This window comes from Micromonospora sp. NPDC049836 (assembly GCF_044465125.1).
Taxonomy (GTDB): domain Bacteria; phylum Actinomycetota; class Actinomycetes; order Mycobacteriales; family Micromonosporaceae; genus Micromonospora.
Genome location: NZ_JBITLH010000011.1, coordinates 1 through 17,433, shown reverse-complemented (window position 1 = coordinate 17,433; position 17,433 = coordinate 1). Strand labels below are relative to the sequence as shown.

The window sequence follows — 17,433 nt, the reverse complement described above, 5'->3', positions numbered from 1 at the left end:
CCGCCGGCCGGCGGCCCGATCGGCCGGTCCGGCCGGTCGCCGTAACAGCTTCGACACGGTGCCGGGAAGGGGGACAACCCGGCGAACGGCTTCTCGACAGAATGGGAGCGCTTCCACCACTGCGTCCGAGGAGTTGCCGTGAACCGTGCCGCCCTACGCCTCGTTGCCGTGGCCACGCTGTCGATGGCGATGGCCGCCTGCACCAGCAGCAGCGCCGACACCCCGGAACCGACGGCCTCGGCCGGACTCGACACCGGGGCCGACTGTCCCGGGCTGGCCGAGCAGGGCCGGCGGATCGTGTTCGGTCAGCCGCTCGGCACCGAGCTGGGCGGCCTCGTCCTGGGCACCGGCAGCACCGGGGTGGTGCTCGCGCACATGGCCGGCGGCGACGTCTGCCAGTGGTTGCCCTACGGGCGGGAGCTGGCCGACCGGGGCTACCGGGTGCTCGCCTTCGACTTCGCCGGGTCCGGTTCCTCCCCGGGCAGCGGCGTGTCCCGGGCCGAGCAGGTCCAGGCGGCGGCCGCCACGCTGCGCGCCGAGGGCGCCAGCCGGACGGTGCTCATGGGCGGCTCGATGGGCGCCACCTCGGTGCTGGCCGCCACCCCGACGCTGAACCCGGCGCCGGTCGCGGTCGTCGCGCTCTCCCCGCCCACCGCCTACGGTGACGCGGACGCCAGCACGGCGGCCCCGAAGATCACCGTCCCGGTCTTCTACGGCGCGGGCGAGCTGGAGGCAAACTTCCCGGACGCGGCGCGGCAGCTCTACAACGCCACGCCGAAGACCACCCAGCGGCAGCTGGTGCTGGCCCCGAGCAATCAGCACGGGTTGTTCCTGGTCGACCCGGGCACCGGGGAGGCCGGGATCCGGGATCAGGTGAAGGCGTTCCTCGACCGTCACGCCCCGACGGCCTAGCCGTCCCCGACCACCCGCACCGCGGCCCGGCGAACCCCGACCCCGCGCGGCACGGGCCGGCCGCCGCACACGGAACGGGCCCCTTCCCCACCGGAGACGGTGCGGAAGGGGCCCGTTCGACGAGCGGTCAGCGCCGGTCGAGGCTACCGGCGGTGTCCTCCTGGTAGCTGGCGCCACCGTCGGACTCGCTGGTCAGCGGCTTGGCGCCGCCCTCCGGCGGGCCGGCCAGGGTCTGCCCGGCGGCCAGCTCGGGGAACTTCAGGTCGAACGCCGGCCGCTCGGAGCGGATCCGCGGCATCCGGTCGAAGTTGCGCAGCGGGGGCGGGCAGCTGGTCGCCCACTCCAGCGAGTTGCCGTGACCCCACGGGTCGTCGACCTCGACCACCGGCCCGGTCTTGTACGACTTCCAGCAGTTCCAGATGAACGGCAGGGTCGAGATACCGGTGATGAACGCGCCGATCGTGGAGATCGTGTTCAGCGTGGTGAAGCCGTCGCTGGGCAGGTAGTCGGCGTACCGGCGGGGCATGCCCTCGTTGCCCAGCCAGTGCTGCACCAGGAAGGTGGTGTGGAAGCCGATCATGGTCAGCCAGAAGTGAATCTTGCCGAGCCGCTCGTCGAGCATCCGGCCGAACATCTTCGGGAACCAGAAGTAGATGCCGGCGAAGACGGCGAACACGATCGTGCCGAAGAGCACGTAGTGGAAGTGGGCCACCACGAAGTACGAGTCGTGGATGTGGAAGTCGAGCGGCGGGCTGGCCAGGATCACCCCGGTCAGGCCACCGAAGAGGAAGGTCACCAGGAAGCCGATGGCGAAGAGCATCGGCGTCTCGAAGGTGATCTGCCCCTTCCACATGGTGCCGATCCAGTTGAAGAACTTCATGCCCGTGGGCACCGCGATCAGGTAGCTCAGGAAGCTGAAGAAGGGCAGCAGCACCTGGCCGGTGGCGAACATGTGGTGCGCCCAGACGCTCATCGACAGGGCGGCGATGGCGACGGTCGCGGCCACCAGACCCTTGTAGCCGAAGATCGGCTTCCGGGAGAAGACCGGGATGACCTCGGTGATGATGCCGAAGAACGGCAGCGCGATGATGTAGACCTCGGGGTGCCCGAAGAACCAGAACAGGTGCTGCCACAGCATCGGCCCGCCGGTGGCCGGGTCGTACACGTGGGCGCCGATCAGGCGGTCCGCGGCGAGCGCGAAGAGCGCGGCGGCCAGCAGCGGGAAGACCAGGATCGCCAGCAGGCTGGTGACCAGCATGTTCCAGGTGAAGATCGGCATCCGGAACATGGTCATGCCGGGGGCGCGCAGGGTCAGGATCGTGGTGATCAGGTTGACCGCGCCGAGGATGGTGCCCAGACCAGAGATGGCCAGGCCCACCACCCACATGTTCGCGCCGACGCCCGGCGAGTGCTCGGCGGTGCTCAGCGGCGTGTAGGCCGTCCAGCCGAAGTCGGCCGCGCCGCCCGGGGCGATGAAGCCGGCGGTGGCCATGGTGCCGCCGAACAGGTACAGCCAGTAGGCGAAGGCGTTCAGCCGGGGGAACGACACGTCGGGCGCGCCGATCTGCAGCGGCACCACGTAGTTCGCGAAGGCGAACACGATCGGCGTCGCGAAGAACAGCAGCATGATCGTGCCGTGCATGGTGAAGAGCTGGTTGTACTGCTCGGGCGACAGGAACTGCAGGCCCGGACGCGCCAGCTCGGCGCGCATGATCAGGGCCATCAGGCCGCCGATCATGAAGAACGCGAACGCGGTGACCATGTACATGATCCCGATCTGCTTCGCGTCCGTGGTGCGCAGCAGCCGCGCGATGGCCGACCCCTTGACCGGCTCGCGGACCGGCCAGGGCCGGGTCACGACCGGCTTGGGTGCGACGGTGGTCACGAGTGGCCTCCGGTTCTCGGTTGTCCCGCTCGGCACGCGCTCATCCTGCGCAGCCGTCATCCGCAAGGAGGATAGTCCCCGGTAGGTCGGGACGCCGCGTGGGGTGGGCGGCTACGATCTTTCGCCCCGGGGCGGCGTCAGAGCGGGCCGACCAGCAACCGGTAGTGCTCCTGGAAGATCCGTCCGCCGCGTCCGCGCAGCAGCGGGTCGCGCAGCGCCGGCGGCACGTCCCGGGTCCGGTTGCGGTCCCGGGTCCGGTCCCGCACCCAGCGGGTACGCGGCCGGCGCCGGCTCTCGTACCCGATCAGCGCGGCGTCGACGCTGCTGGCGGCCTTGAGCGACTCGGCGAGCACCACCGCGTCCTCGAGTGCCATGGCGGCTCCCTGGGACAGCGTCGGCGCGGTGGCGTGGGCCGCGTCACCGACGAGCAGCACCCGGCCGTGGAACCAGCGCCCCAGCTCCACCTCCTCGGTGAGCTCGGCGTGCACGTCGTCGAGGGCGGCCAGCACCTCGGGCACCGGCCCGCCGTAGTCGCCGAAGAGCTCGCGCAGCCGGGCCAGCGGGTCCGCCGGGACCGTGGTGCCCGCCTCGTCCGCGTAGCAGTGCAGCCGCCCGGCGCCGATCGGTGCCACCAGGAAGCCGGCGCGCTGGCCGAGCAGCGCGGTCCAGTCGGCGACCCGGGGCCCGCCCCGGACCACGGCCCGGTAGACCACCTGGCCGGCGGGGCGCGGCGGGCCGCCGAGCGCGGCCAGGGTACGTACCGCCGAGCGCGGCCCGTCGGCGCCGATGACCAGGTCGTACTCGGCGCGGGTGCCGTCGGTGAAGGCGACGGCGACGCCGCCGGGCAGCGGATCGACGCTGCGTACCTCGGCGCCGTGCCGGACGGCGCCGCCGGCGCCGGTGAGCAGCACCCGGTGCAGCTCGGCGCGGGGCAGCACCCGGCACTCCCCGACCCCGGCCCAGAGGGCGTCGAGGTCGACCTCGCAGAGCGGCACGCCGGCCGCGTCGAGGAAGCGCTGCCGGTGGATGACCTCGCCGAGGGGGCGGACCGGGCCGTCCAGGTCCAGCCGGCGCAGCGCCCGGGCCGCGTTGCCGGGCAGGTAGAGCCCGATGTCGCCGCGCTCGGTCGGGGGGAGCTTCTCGGTCACGTCCGGTCGGAACCCCGCCAGGCGCAGCGCCCGCGCCACGGCGAGACCGGCGATGCCCGCGCCGACGACGAGGATGCGCAGGGGGGAGCCACCCATGGTGGTGTACGCCTCCGGAGGGGTTCGGCACGCGTTGGAGGCAAGACACTACTCCCCGCAACCAGTGCGCGGTAGACCCACATCGGCCGTGCCGGCCGGCCCCTCGGTACGCCGTGCCGATCCCACCCGGCGCAACTCCCACCCCGGCCGGAGGCGGCGAACGGCGGGTCGGGCAGTGCCCGACCCGCCGTTAGGCTGCCCCGCGCCGGCGACCGGGTGGCCGCCGGCGCGGGACGGATCACGCACCCGACGTCGGGTCCCGGACCACCTGGGTGTCGTAGAGCGTGCGCACCTGGGCGTCGGTCATCGCACCCTGGTACGTGCCGACCTCGTCGATCGTGCCGAACAGCGGGTTGACATCACCGAGACCGCTGCCGACCTTGAGCGGGCCGTTCGCCTGCCACGGCTGCCAGGCGGCGTTGAGCGGGATGCTGGACGTCGCGCTGCTGGTCTCCGACCGGTAGATCTCGCCGTCGACGTACAGCTTGAGCTGGCGGTGCCCGACGTCCAGCACGCCGACCAGGTGGTGCCAGCTCGCGTCCGGGTCCTGCGCCGGAGCGGCCACGATGGTGGCGCCGGTGCCGCCGTCCTGGGTGGCGGCGTCCTTGAGCATCTTCAGCTTCCACTCGCCACCGTTGTCCGGCAGGTAGTAGAGGTAGAAGCCGTTGTTGACGGTGCCCTCCTGGGCCAGCACCAGCTGCGGCACGTCGGTCCGGTCCAGCTTGACCCAGGCCGAGACGGTGAACGACTGGTCGGTGCGCAGCACCGGGGTGTTCTGCCAGATCGTGTACTGGAGACCCGCCGCGTCCGGCGGGGTCACCCCCGTCTTGTAGGCCGTCCGGGCCCACTCCCTGGTCCCGGTCTCGCCGTCGATGGTGTTGTCCAGGGCCAGGCCGGTGTCCCGCAGGCCGTCGGCCATCGGGTCGGCGCCCCGCTGCAGCGCCAGCCAGCGGTCGAAGCCGGTGAGGTCGGCCGCCTGGCAGGTGTCGGCCAGGTCCTGGATGTAGCACGCGGCGGACCGGGCGAAACTCCACTGGCCGACGGTGATCGGAGTCAGCATCCCGGGCTCGTCGAAGCCGCCCGACTCGGGATCCGACTTGAGCTGGCCGGTGAAGTCGTGGTCCACCAGCACCCGGTCATAGACCTGCACGTCGGCGATCGAACCCTTCCAGTACTTGTTCTTGGCGCCGTCGACCCAGCCACGGCCCACCGCGAACACCCCGCCGGCCTGCCACGGCGTGCTCGGTCCGGCCGACTCCATGGCCGGCTGGTCGTCGACGTACAGCCGGATCTTGCCGGCCGGCCGGTCGTAGACGCCGACCAGGTGCACCCACTTGCCGACCTCGGTGGTCGCGATCGTCTGCGTGGCCGCCCGGGTGACGCTGGACTGGGCCGAGTTGTTCTTCATGCTGAACGACCACTTCGCCACCGAGTCCACCATCCGGGTGCCCAGCTGGAAGCCGGCCGCGTCGGCGCCGTCCTGGACCAGCGCCACCGTGTCCCAGGTCGGCATCGCCGGCAGCCGGACCCAGGCCGCGACGCTGAACGACTGGCTGGTGTCGACCACCGGCATGGCGGTCTGCGCCTCGCTGGTGCTGCCGTTCATCGTGGCCACCGAGCCACCGATCAGGTGCGTGTCACTGGACCAGGTCAGGTTGGTGGCGGTCAGCGGGCTGTCCTTCACCAGCGGACCGGTCCCGTCCGTGTCGCCGTAGCCGGACTGCTGGTCGGCCAGCGCCGCCGCCTGGGACTGGCCGGGGTAGGTCTCCAGCGTCCACCGGCCCACCGCCGGCCGGGGCCGGCCCACGATGAACTCCGCGCTGCCGTAGCCCTCGTTCAGGGTGCCGTCGACCGCCGAGGCGTACAGGATGTTCGTGCCGTAGTTCGGCGCGGTCAGGGTCACCGTGGCCTGCTTGACGCCGTTGACCGTCGTCGCCGCCACACTCGTGGTGGCCGCCGTCCAGCCGTACTTGAAGCTGGTCACGTCGGTGGCCGTCGAGGAGATCTTGAACGTGCCGGGCTGCCCCGGGCCGGCCGGCGGGGTCACCACGGTGACCGTGACCGGAGGCACCGTGGTGTCCGCCTTGAACTGGCACCAGGCCGACCAGCCGCTCCACTGCGAGTAGGGCGCCGGGTCCACGGCGGTCACCCGGAACGCGTACGTCTTGTCCTTGACCAGGCTGACGGCGGCGGTGACCGCCCGGCCGTTCGCCGGCGCGGACACGTTCGCCGGTTTCGGCTTGCGGGCCGGGTAGGTGTCGGTCACCGTGCCCATGCCGCCGGACGGCACCTCGATCCACTCGTAGGTGCCGGTCAGCGCCTGGGTGGTGTCGGCGTCCGGGTAGACCGCCGAGAAGGTCGGGGTGAGCGTGCCGATGGTGGTCACCCCGGAGGTGGCGCAGGCCACGCCGGCGATCTGGAAGTTGGTCGGCTTGCCGGGCCGGGAGTCGTAGTCGACGATCAGCTTCGCCTTGCTCGGGGTGAACTTCTTCCAGCGGTCCTGCGCCGTCTCGTACTCCCCCTCCGGGTTGCAGGCGCAGAAGCCCACGGTGAGCGTGCTCCAACTGCCGGTGGCGGCGGCCTGGACCTGGCTCTTCACCCCGCTACCGGTGAAGTTCATCGTCATGTCGGGCTGCGGCGAGTCCGAGCAACCGCTGCCCTTGTTGGCGTGCCCCTCCGCGGAGTCCATCCACGACTTCAGCTTCATCGTGGAGAAGGACGCCTTCATGGTCGCGTTGATCACCGGCACCAGGTACATGTGCGCCCAGGTGTTCCCGCACGACCAGGAGTGGTAGAGGTTCATCTGCACGTACGCCGAGTAGATGTACTTGCCCTTCAACGACACCGAGCCGTTGGTGGTGGGGAACTCGAAGTACGACCGGAACCGCGACCCGACACACGGCCCGTCCGGGCTGTAGCCGACCCGGGCCACCGAGTAGTCGGTGTTGGTGCAGCCGTCACTGGTCGCGTAGGCCCACCGCGACTTCGCCACCGACCAGGCCGGGTCGACGTAGACCGGGTAGGTGGCCGCCGCCAGCAGCGCGGCGTCCGGCACCAGCCGCAACTCGCCCTTGGCGACCCGGGTGGCGACGGCCGCGGTGCGCGCGCCGTCCCCCGCGGTCAGCGCGTCCGAGCGGGCCCGGGCGGCTTCCTGCGCGGCCGGCGCGGCACGCTTCGGCAGCGCCGAGTCCCACATCACCGCCGGCTGCGACCGGGCGATGGCGGTGGCGCCCGCGGCGGCGGTCAGCGAGCCGTCCGCGTGCCGGGACAGCGTCACGTCGCCGCCGGTCTTCAGCGCGATCTCGCGGACCGCCGGGTTGGCCGCCGCCGAAGGGCTCTTCACCACCAGCACGTGGGTGAAGCCGGTGTGGGTGGCCCGTACCACCAGGTCCACGTCCGGCAGCACCCCGGCGTAGGTCGCGGAGTCCCCGGACACCGTGGGCGTCGGCAGCCGCCCGGGCCAGGAGAAGGTCAGCGACCGACCGGCCCGGGTCAGGCTGATCAGCGGCCGGTCCCCGCCGGCCGAGAACGCCACGTCGGCCACCGAGGCGACCGGGCGCAGCAGCCCGTCCGCGCCGGCCCGCAACGACAGGTCGACGTCGGCCCAGGTGCCGTCGGCGCGGCGGGTGCGCTGCGGCTCGACCGCCGACTCCAGCCGCAGCCGGCCGTCCGGCTGGGCGATCACCTGGGTGTACTCCGACCGGGACGAGCCGACCACCACGGGCCGGCCGCACGCGGCCGCCGTCGCCACCGCGTCCCGCTCGGAGGCTTTGGTGTCGGCGCAGGCCGGTGCGGCGGCGGCGCGGGCCGGCGCCGGGGTCGCGGCGGTGACGGCGACCACGCCGGCCGCGGCGGCCAGGGCCACCGCGGTCAGTCCGGCCAGGCGGTGACGGATCGGATCGGGACGGCCTGTCCCGCTCCACTTTTTGGGCAGGGTCCAGCGTTGCGCCATGTGCACTCCCCCGTGTCAGGCATTGAAGATCAGCGACACCGTATGTGGACGGTGACGGGCGGTCAATCGGCCGTTCAGCGCAGTCGCGAAGGGTGACCGCGCCCCCCGGCGCGCAGACGCGGAGGGTGAGGGCGCCTCCCGGCGCGCAGACGCGGACGGTGACCGCGCCCCCCGGCGCGCACGCCCGGCCTGCGGCGGCTCACCGAGCGTGGAAAGACCAGGGCGATTCGGTCGGCGCAGTTGCACAACGGTTTCAGACATGTGAATGTGTTGAGGAACCATGGGAGCGCTCCCGGACGTACCCCACCACACCTTCCGGCGCCCCGCGCCGAGCCAAGGAGCATCATGAAGCGTCCACTCAGGGCGATCGCGGCCGCCGGCCTGCTGGCCGCCAGCTCGATCGTCGCCATCGTCCTCGGCGGCACCGCCTCCGCCGACACCCAGATCTGCGACCAGTACGGCTCGACCACCATCGGCGGCAAGTACGTGGTGCAGAACAACCGCTGGGGCACCACCGCCCAGCAGTGCATCAACGTCACCTCGAGCGGGTTCTCCATCACCCGGCAGGACGGGACCGGCAACACCAGCGGCGCGCCGGTCTCCTACCCGTCGATCTTCGTCGGCTGCCACTACACCAACTGCTCGCCCGGCACCAACCTGCCGGCCCAGGTGAAGAACATCGGCAGCGCGCCGAGCAGCATCAGCTACAACTACGTCAGCGGCGCCGTCTACGACGCCGCGTACGACATCTGGCTCGACCCCAGCCCCAAGAAGGACGGGGTGAACCAGATGGAGATCATGATCTGGTTCAACCGGCAGGGCCCGATCCAGCCGATCGGCTCCGTGGTCGGCAACGCCAACATCGCCGGGCGGACCTGGGAGGTCTGGCGGGGCAGCAACGGCTCGAACAACGTCATCTCGTACGTGGCGCCGTCCCCCATCACCAGCCTGAGCTTCGACGCCATGGCGTTCATCGCCGACACCCGCAACCGGGGCGCGATCACCAACGACTGGTACCTGACCAGCATCCAGGCCGGCTTCGAGCCGTGGCAGGGCGGCGTGGGCCTGGCCGTCAACTCCTTCTCGCAGACCGTCAACACCGGCGCCACCCCGCCGCCCACGACCGCGCCGCCGACCACCGCCCCGCCGACCACCCCGCCGCCGTCGGGCGGCAGCGGCTGCGCGGTCAAGTACACCCCGAACGCCTGGAACAGCGGCTTCACCGCCGACGTCCAGATCACCAACACCGGCGGCAGCACCATCAACGGCTGGACGCTCAGCTACAACCTGCCCTCCGGGCAGACCATCACCAGTTCCTGGAACGCCACCGTGAGCCAGAGCGGATCCGCGGTGACCGCCCGGAACGTCAGCTACAACGGCACGCTGTCGCCCGGCGCCTCCACCAGCTTCGGCTACCAGGGGACGCTGAGCGGCTCGTACTCCTCGCCGACCAGCTTCTCCCTCAACGGGACCACCTGCAGCAGGTCCTGATCACCGGCGTACGACAGCGGGGGCGGGGTCCGTAGGGACCCTGCCCCTTCGCCACTCCCCAATCGCCCGTCATTGTGCCGAATTCGACGTCCCTCATGTACCGGCCCGCCCCAGGTGAGGCCGCCTCGTTGGAGCCATCAACGCAGCGACCAACGGGCGCCGGAGAGCGCGAACAGCACTTCCCCCGACGGGAGTTGGACCGACCAACTCTCCACATCGGTAGGGAGCGTGGCCGCGGTGAAGACCACGAGCCGCAGGTCGGTGAAGCAGAACGTGACATCCAAGAAGGGTGAAACCTGCACCGACGTCAAGATCCGACCGTCGAGCACGGGCACCGCAGCTCGGATGTGGTCCCGGTCGTCCTCGCAGGCCGCGAGGAAATCCGAATCCGATTCGATACGCCAGGAGCACATTTGTAGCCAGATAAGGCCCCCACCGACAGAAATGCCAAGCAAGCTACCGCCGATTTCACTCAGCCGTGCTTCGTCGACCGGGGACCCGACGATCGGCGACATGACGCTTTCGAGGATGGCCACCTCAGCCTCACTGAGGCCCACCCCTCGGCCTCCTCTCCCTCAAGGCCCAACTCCGGCCGGGACCTACGTCGAGCACCCTCCCGTCCGCCATCCGCACCGACCACTGCTGCCAGCATCGACGGTCCACGCGGCTGGTGACGGGAAAGACGCGGAGCCGAAGATCACCGAAGGCAAAGGTCGTGTCGAGGCTGGGCCAACTGACCGACACGTCCGTGACGGTAGCCCCCTCGAGCACATGCACCATTCGCGGCAGTTCAGCAGGGTCGTCGTCGGCCCCGACCAGCATCTGCTCTGCGGTCTCCACCCGCCAAGCGATGGAGAAGACGCAAACCACGGTCAATGCGCCCGAGGGAGACTGCAGCTCGAAGATCAGCCTGTCATTGTCACGGACCCGGGCGCCCCGCACAGTCGCACCGTGCAGGGCGCCCAAGATGCCGGCAAGCTGAAGAGGGTCAGGCACTATGTGTCGCAGACCTCTCCAGCGGCATCGCCCACATCGATGATCGCCTCCCGCAACTCCTCGCGACTCACGTTGGCGTTGCCGTCCAGCTTTCGGTCGCCAATGCCACGGTGCACTTCCTCGCGCGCCGCACGATCATTGGGGTCCAGGCCCGCGGCTCGCATCTCGTAAGTTACCTTCCTGTTGCTCGCGCGGTTGTTGCCCCGCGCCATCTTCTCTTCGTACGGATCGTCCTCGTCCCAATCGTCGTAATCCGAGGGTCGGCGTCCCCCGGCGTTGTGCACCAGCACGGGTGCGCCGTCCACGACGACGTAGTAAGTGTGCACCGAGTGCACCGTCAGGTCGTGCATGACTCGGGACCCGGCGTAGGACTCAACGCTCTTCACGGTGACCTGTCGGCCGTGCAGCGACAGCAGCCGCTCACCCGGTCGGAGGTCAGTCGCGTACACCCACTGCTGGCGGTCCTCGCTCCAGACCGGGTGGTGCTGGGTGGTCTGGATCGTCACTTCCGGATTCCCCGCCACGACAAGGACGAGGTCGGTCAGGGCAATGTCCTGGTTGGTATATGTGGCGACCACTCGCTCCGGGCCGGACTGCCCCGTTTCCGGATCCGTAGCCGTCACCCTGTCGCCGAGTTCGACCTCTTCGATCGGCTTCGTCGACCCGTCCCAGAGCAACACCACCGTCCCTGGAGCAAAGCTGTGACAGGCCTTCTTTCCTGCCTTGAGGAAGTCCTTCACGCCAGTGATCAGTTTGCCGAGCAGGTTCTTCACCCGGACGCCTAGCTCGTAGCCCTTCTTCCACTTCCACGGCGCCCCGTACTTGGTGGCGAGCTTGCCCAGCATGCCGCCAACGAAGGAGCTGGCAATCGTGATCGCCGTGTTGACGCAGCCCCCGATGTCGCCCTTGGTGATGCAGTTCAGCGCATCGGTGATGCCCAGCTCGTCCATCGCGATCTTGGCGAGCGCCTTGCCCGCCTCAAGGAGGATGGCCTTCGCCTTGGCGATGCGCTCCTGCCGGGCCCGCTCGGCAGCGGCGGCCGGGTCAGGGCCACCACCGTTCTTCACGCGCGGGTGGTTCTCCGCCGGCGCGTGCGGGTCGTACGCGCCCGAGCAGCCGTGGCAACCGTCGTTGTGCCCGGGCACGTCGTGGTAGTTGCCGTACATGTCCTCGTAGTCGGCGCCTGGACCGCAGGCGTCGTCGGAGCAGGCCCGCAGGCCGTCCGGGTCGGAGAACGAGATCGGGTTGTTGTTGGCGTACGCGTACCCGTGCATCTGCTGCGGGTCGTTGACGTCGATGACCGGGTCGATGGAGATGAACCGGCCGAGGACCGCGTCATACTCGCGGGCGCCGATGTTCACCAGGCCGGTGCTGCTGTCCTGGTTGCCGTTGACGAAGCCCTTCTCGGTGGGCCACTGCCCCGGTCCGGGTGGGGTTCCGCGCGATTCGCCGTACGGCGTGGTCCGCCGGTTGACGATTGCCCCCGCCTCGTCGACGACCGCCTGGCCGGTGCCGTGATGATCTGGCGCGACGTAGTGGACGCCGTCGACCTTGCGGACGATGCTGCCGCCGCCCGGTACCGGGTAGTAGCGGGTGCCGTCCGTCGAGTGGGTGGTGGTGTTGAGCCGGATCTCCATGCCCGGCAGGTAGAGCGTGGTGGTGCCGGGCTCCTTGCGGAGGATCCGGGACCCGTCGACGTCGTACACGAAGGAGGTCGTCTTGCTGTTGGCGGTGACCGACTCGAGGTTGCCCTCGGCGTCCCAGACCAGGGTCTGGTCCTCGCCGACCTTCGTGCGCTTGGTGGTGTTGCCGGCGTTGTCGTACTCGTAGGTGTAGAGCCGGTCGCCGGACGGGGTCTTCTCGGTCAGCTTGTTGACCGTGTGCGGCCGGGCCTGGCCGGCCAGTGGGGTCTCGTAGCTGCGCTCGAGCAGGGAGGTGCCGTTCGCGGCGTACTGGGTCTCGGTCTTGCGGTTGCCGGTCGCGTCGAAGGTGTAGGCGTGGTGGTACGGGGCCACCCCGCCGAGTCCCGTGACGCTGGGACCGCCGGCGCAGGGGTCGGTCGCCGTGCTCCCCGACGTCCAGGCCCGGTCCATCCGGCGCAGGTAGTCGTAGGTGAAGCACTGCACGTCCCGGGCACCGGTCGGGGTGTCCTCGATCCGGGTGACGTTGCCCGCGTCGTCGTAGTGGTACCGGGCGTCGATGTCGATCACCGGAGCGCCGGCCCGGTCGAGCCGGACCCGGCTCAGCCGCTTCGACGCCCGCTCATACTCGTACGTCGACCAGACCTTCTTCGTGCCGAGCTGCACCTCGGACTGGAGCACCTCACCGGTCGCCTGGTAGGAGACGTCGGTGACATACGGCACGTCGCTGGCGGTGCTTTTCAGCCGCTCGAGCGAGTCGTAGGTGTAGGCGATCGACTCGAACGGCAGGCCGCCGCCGTCCGACATGCCCACCGACTGCACCGTGCCGTCGAAGTTGTACTCGGTGCCGAAGCTGTACAAGCCGGCGAGCTCGGTGCCCGCCTGCTCCGGAACCTGGTAGTAGGTCTCGTGTGGCCGGTACAACTCGTCGTAGGCACCGTAGTAGGTGACGTACTCGCCGCCGTCCGGGGCGTACCGGGTGGTGGAGGAGAGCTGGCCGAGCATTTCCAGGTCGTACTGCCACGCGCTGAGCAGCTGACCGGTGTTCGGGTCCTTGCCCTTGTACGTGGCGGTCTTGCGGCCGATCGCGTCGTAGCGGTAGCTCAGTGACGCGCCGGCGCCGTTGGTGCTGACCGTCAGCCGGTCCTGGTCGTCGTAGGAGAAGTACGAGTGCCCCGCGTCCGGGTCGATCGACTCGGTCTTGCGGCCGCGCTGGTCGTACCGGTTCTCCCACTGGTTGCCGAGCGAGTCCTTCACGGTCGCGAGCTGACCCGACGGGGTGTACGCGTACTCGGTCTTGTCATACGCGCCGGTCGGGCTGTTGCCCTTGTACTGGAGCAGCTGGGTGGTCTGCCCGAGCGCGTTGGAGACGGTGGTGCGCGGCGTCTCGCCGTCCGGCGGGTCGACCGACACCCGGTCGCCCCCGTAGGTGGTGGTGGTCCGCCACTTCTCGGTGATGCCGTCCAGGAAGATCGTGGCCTTCACCCGATCGGCACCGTCGTAGACGAAGGCGGTCTGACCGTTGATGTCGGCCGGCACGGCCGGGTAGATCACGTCGGTCGGCGCACCCGCCACCTGGTACGTGTCGTACGTCCGCTCGACCTGACCGGTCGGGGTGTAGAAGGTGTCGACGATCATACGAGTGCCGTCCGGGCCCTCGGTCTGCACCTGCCGCGGCCGGAGCAGGCTGTCGTAGAGCTGGTACTCGACGCTGTACGAGCCGTCGTTCTGCCGCTTCTCGGTCTTTACCGCCGCCGGCTTGTCCGTGCGGATCAGGTAGGTGTACTTGGTGTTCGGGGTCAGCCCGGCGGTGCCGGTACGGTCCGGCAGCCAGACCTTCGACAGCCGACCCAGCGGGTCGTACTCCAGGACGCTCTTCATTCCGTTGGGGTCGACCTGCCGTACCGGGCTGCCCCAGGCCGGCGCGTAAGTGGTGACCGTGTCGTAGTCGAGCGGGCTCTTCTCGGTGACCTGGGTGGTCAGGCCGTTGGTATCGACGTAGCTGGTGGTGGTGACCGAGCCGACCGCGTCCTTCGCGGTCAGCGGCCGCCCGAAGCCGTCGAAGGTGCCCTCCGCCACCCGGGCGTACGTCGCCGTGGTGCCGTCGTGCTTGGCCAGCCGCTCCGTCCGGGTGGCGTTTCCGGTGACTTTCGCCTTGCCCAGTACCTGAGCGTCGTAGTAGGTGCGGTCGTCCGAGATGACCTGGGTGGCCCGGTTCGGCGTGGCGGAGCACTTGACCGACACCGACTCGACCTGGGAGACCAGGTCCTTGACGTAGGCCGGCTTGTTGTCGCCGTAGGTGGTCACGTCGGTGACGTAGGTGGTCCGGGTGCAGGCCTCGTCGCCGACGACGTCGACGTCGCCCTCGTTCTCGGTCTGGTAGGCCTGACCGTAGCTGGTGTCGAAGCTCGTGCTGGTCTTCGTCTGCCGCCAGCCACCGCCCGCCAGTGCCGTGTAGTTCCGGGTGCTCGCGGTGTTTACGAAGTACGACTCACTGTCGCCCCAGGTGTGGGCCTCACTGCCGGTCCGGTACCGCCACGGGGCCTTGATCGTCTTGCTGATCTCGGTGGCACCGTCGAACGTCTTGCTCTCGTACTCGAAGCCGGAGAGCTCGTCGTAGTCGGTGTAGGTGCCGCCGGCGGAGTCCGTGACGGTCACCGACCGAGGGCTGTCGCTGTCCGGGTCGTCGTCGCCGTGCAGGCCACGCAGGTAGCGGTACTCGGTCTTGGTCGTCTGAGTCTGACCATCGCCCTTGGTGACCTGGACCCGACCGTAGCCGCGCCAGTCGCTCCAGGTGAGGTCCTTGCCGTCACCGAGCCCGTCCGGCTTCGCCTTCCGCCAGGCTGCACCGTCGAGGTAGTCGTACTTGGTGACCATGTCGGGCGAGCGGGCGGTGCGATCGGTTTCCACCACCGCACTGACCACGTACTTGTGGAACCAGTCGGTCACCTTGCTGCCGCTGCCCAGCGGGTTCCACTTGACCGGATAGCAGCGGCGGGTGCTCTTGCCCTCGGTCGGGAGACTGCTCTCCGTGCAGTCCGGCTTGGCGTAGTTGACGTCGATCTGCCCGCCGCTGTCGGTGTAAACCGTCGCCAGGCGGAACCGGATCAGCGGGGCGATGAAGTCCTCTGTCTTGTCGATCCGGTTGGCCAGCTGGAGGCCGGCGAACTCCACGCTTGGCATGGCAGCGCTACCGCCGACCAGGCCGGTGTGGGTGATCTTGTTGAGCCAGAGCGTCCGGCTACCGTCGCCGTTATCGGTGAGCAGGTGGTCGAGCGTCCACTTGTCGACGTCGGTCCAGGCGGTGGCGCCCCGGATCTGGGTGCGGATGCCGACCAGCCGCTTCCGGGTCCAGAAGGTGGGGGTGATCTGGTCGCCCTTGCACTTGGTGTCCTTGGCGCAGTTCCGGTCCCAGGGGACGTCCGGCCAGTACGGAGCGGTGGTCGTGTTCAAGTCCTGCTCGTCGCAGTCGACCGTGCCGCTGGGCAGGCAGCGCTCCAGCGTGTCAAAGACCACCCGCGCGGGCGCGTTGGTGGTGTAGACCTGCCCGTCCTTCTGGCCGTAGTCGATCCGCTTCAGCCAGCCCGCCCGGTGGTACTCGACCCCGTTGACATCGGTGCGGTTGCCGCGGGCGTACCAGTTGCTCTCCCGCCCGTAGAAGTAGGACGTGACATTGCCGTGGCGGTCCTTGACGTAGTCGAGGCTCCAGCGCCACGCCTGGTTGCAGTACGAGTCGGCGAACGCCGTCTTGTTGCACGGCTCGTTGGCGTCGTCACCGAATACCGGGACGACCCAGGTCGATGCCGTCTCCTCCTTGCCGGAGACCCAGCCCGGCAGCCTGTTCAGGCCGAAGTAGTACTCGGTGCCACCGGTCGTGGTGACCCGCCAGTACTCGCCGTCGTTGTCGCCGTTGGTGACTCCGGAGAGCTTCTCGACCTTGGAGCCGTCGTCGGAGGCGAACTTCCAGCCACCCGCGGTCTTGACCAGCTCGGTCGACTTGCCGTTGAGCAGGATGGTGGCGTTGTCGTACGCCCAGCACTGGTCGGCTACCTCGTTGTGGCCGTCGTCGGCGCACGCCTTGTAGCGGCGCTCGATGTGGCCCGGCTCGTAGCTGAACCCCTCACCGATCCAGGAGCCCTGGTTATTGGTGGTCGAGGTGCGCCCGTCGACCGACTGCGAGGAGTAGGCCAGCGTGATGCCCGGTCCTCCGCCACCGGGCACCGGGGGCGTCCGCAGCGGGTACGACCAGGAGAAGCCACCGGTGGAGGGGGCCACTGACCACTGCGAGGAGGGGGCGAGCTTCGTCGCCGAGTAGCTGCCCTGGGAGGACGAGTCACCGGCGGTCAACGCGTAGAGGCTGCCGGTGCTGGCCGTCGCTGTCACCTGAGCCGAGACGTTGTGCTTCTCGCCGTCGTTGACCGTCGGCAGCGGCTGGGCGGCACAGTCCTTGCGCTCGGGGGTGCGCAGGGCGCACTCGGGCAGCCGGGACAGCCGGAGCCGGCTGCCGAAGTCGCCGCCGAAGGCGCCGGCCAGCCCGTCGTACCCGACGGAGAGCCGGATGTCGGCGGCGGCCCGCTGGCCGTCCGTGCGGGCCACCCGTACGACGGGCCCGTCGACCTTGGCGCGCTGGGCCGTCCCGTGGTCGAGCACCTCGACTCGGACCTTGCCGGGCGGCGTGGCCGAGGCGACCCCGCTCGCGGTGGCGGCGGTACCGTTCGCGGTCGCGGACACCGCGGCGACGGAGACGGTGAGCCCGCCCGCCACGGCGGTGCGTGCCGCGCCGGCCCCGACGGTCCGGTCGTCAGCCGCGACGGGTGCCGGCAGGGCGATCTCAGTCGCACCGGCGGCCGGCCAGGTGACCGACGCCGGCCTGGTGGTCGCCGCGGCCTCGGCGGCGTCCGGCTTCCTCGGCTTGGTGGGCAGGGGATCCCGCTTGGGCAGGACCTTTCCGGAGTCGGCGGTGTTGGGGCGGTTGCTGCCCTGAGCGGCAGCGGCGGGCATCTCGACGGCCTGGATGAAGGTCAGGCTCATCACGCCGGCCATCGCCCAGGACACGGGTCGCTTTATCCGGCGCTGCAGCACGCTGGAGGCGACCAGTTGTCGGGAGAACATCAACCCTCCACGGGTGGTCGGGGGAAGCGGTAGAGCCGTGGGGGGGGGGGGCCCCCCCCCCGCCCCCCCCGCGGGGGGGGGGGGGGGGGGGGGGGGGGGGGGGGGGGGGGGGGGGGCGGGGGGGGGGGGGGGGGGGGGGGGGGGGGGGGGGGGGGGGGGGGGGGGGGGGGGGGGGGGGGGGGGGGGGGGTGGGGGGGTGCA

Annotated in this window: 7 protein-coding genes; 2 read left to right on the top strand and 5 right to left on the bottom strand. The window is 70.2% G+C overall.

What is annotated here, in order from left to right; genetic code table 11:
* Positions 1-138 precede the first annotated feature (138 nt).
* Entirely contained in the window at positions 139-912 is a 774-nt protein-coding gene (locus ACIBPB_RS25685) for an alpha/beta hydrolase family protein (protein ID WP_396842023.1), read from the top strand.
* Positions 913-1,039: 127 nt separating this feature from the next.
* On the opposite strand, the gene ctaD is transcribed toward ACIBPB_RS25685, so the two are convergent.
* The 3 genes from ctaD to ACIBPB_RS25670 form a co-directional block, all read right to left on the bottom strand.
* On the bottom strand, positions 1,040-2,797 hold the full coding sequence (gene ctaD, locus ACIBPB_RS25680; protein ID WP_396842022.1) for a cytochrome c oxidase subunit I: 1,758 nt from the start codon (positions 2,795-2,797) through the stop codon (positions 1,040-1,042).
* 137 nt (positions 2,798-2,934) lie between these two features.
* Positions 2,935-4,041, bottom strand: a complete 1,107-nt coding sequence (locus tag ACIBPB_RS25675) for an FAD-dependent monooxygenase (RefSeq protein WP_396842021.1) — start codon at positions 4,039-4,041, stop codon at positions 2,935-2,937.
* Positions 4,042-4,279: 238 nt separating this feature from the next.
* Positions 4,280-7,993 (bottom strand): LamG domain-containing protein, encoded by a 3,714-nt coding sequence (locus ACIBPB_RS25670; protein WP_396842020.1) that lies wholly within the window; start codon positions 7,991-7,993, stop codon positions 4,280-4,282.
* A gap of 345 nt (positions 7,994-8,338) precedes the next feature.
* Here ACIBPB_RS25670 and ACIBPB_RS25665 point away from each other — a divergent pair, with 345 nt between their 5' ends.
* On the top strand, positions 8,339-9,484 hold the full coding sequence (locus tag ACIBPB_RS25665; RefSeq protein WP_396842019.1) for a cellulose binding domain-containing protein: 1,146 nt from the start codon (positions 8,339-8,341) through the stop codon (positions 9,482-9,484).
* A gap of 137 nt (positions 9,485-9,621) precedes the next feature.
* On the opposite strand, the gene ACIBPB_RS25660 is transcribed toward ACIBPB_RS25665, so the two are convergent.
* Positions 9,622-10,020: a hypothetical protein gene (locus tag ACIBPB_RS25660; RefSeq protein ID WP_396842018.1), complete on the bottom strand. Its 399-nt coding sequence runs from the start codon at positions 10,018-10,020 to the stop codon at positions 9,622-9,624.
* Positions 10,021-10,479: 459 nt separating this feature from the next.
* Entirely contained in the window at positions 10,480-17,232 is a 6,753-nt protein-coding gene (locus ACIBPB_RS25655; RefSeq protein ID WP_396842017.1) for a polymorphic toxin-type HINT domain-containing protein, read from the bottom strand.
* Positions 17,233-17,433: the final 201 nt, after the last annotated feature.

Coding starts and splice junctions, on each gene's coding strand:
- ACIBPB_RS25675 (WP_396842021.1), bottom strand. CDS start 4,041: ATGGGTGGCTCCCCCCTGCGCATCCTCGTCGTCGGCGCGGGCATCGCC.
- ACIBPB_RS25670 (WP_396842020.1), bottom strand. CDS start 7,993: ATGGCGCAACGCTGGACCCTGCCCAAAAAGTGGAGCGGGACAGGCCGT.
- ACIBPB_RS25665 (WP_396842019.1), top strand. CDS start 8,339: ATGAAGCGTCCACTCAGGGCGATCGCGGCCGCCGGCCTGCTGGCCGCC.
- ACIBPB_RS25655 (WP_396842017.1), bottom strand. CDS start 17,232: ATGTTCTCCCGACAACTGGTCGCCTCCAGCGTGCTGCAGCGCCGGATA.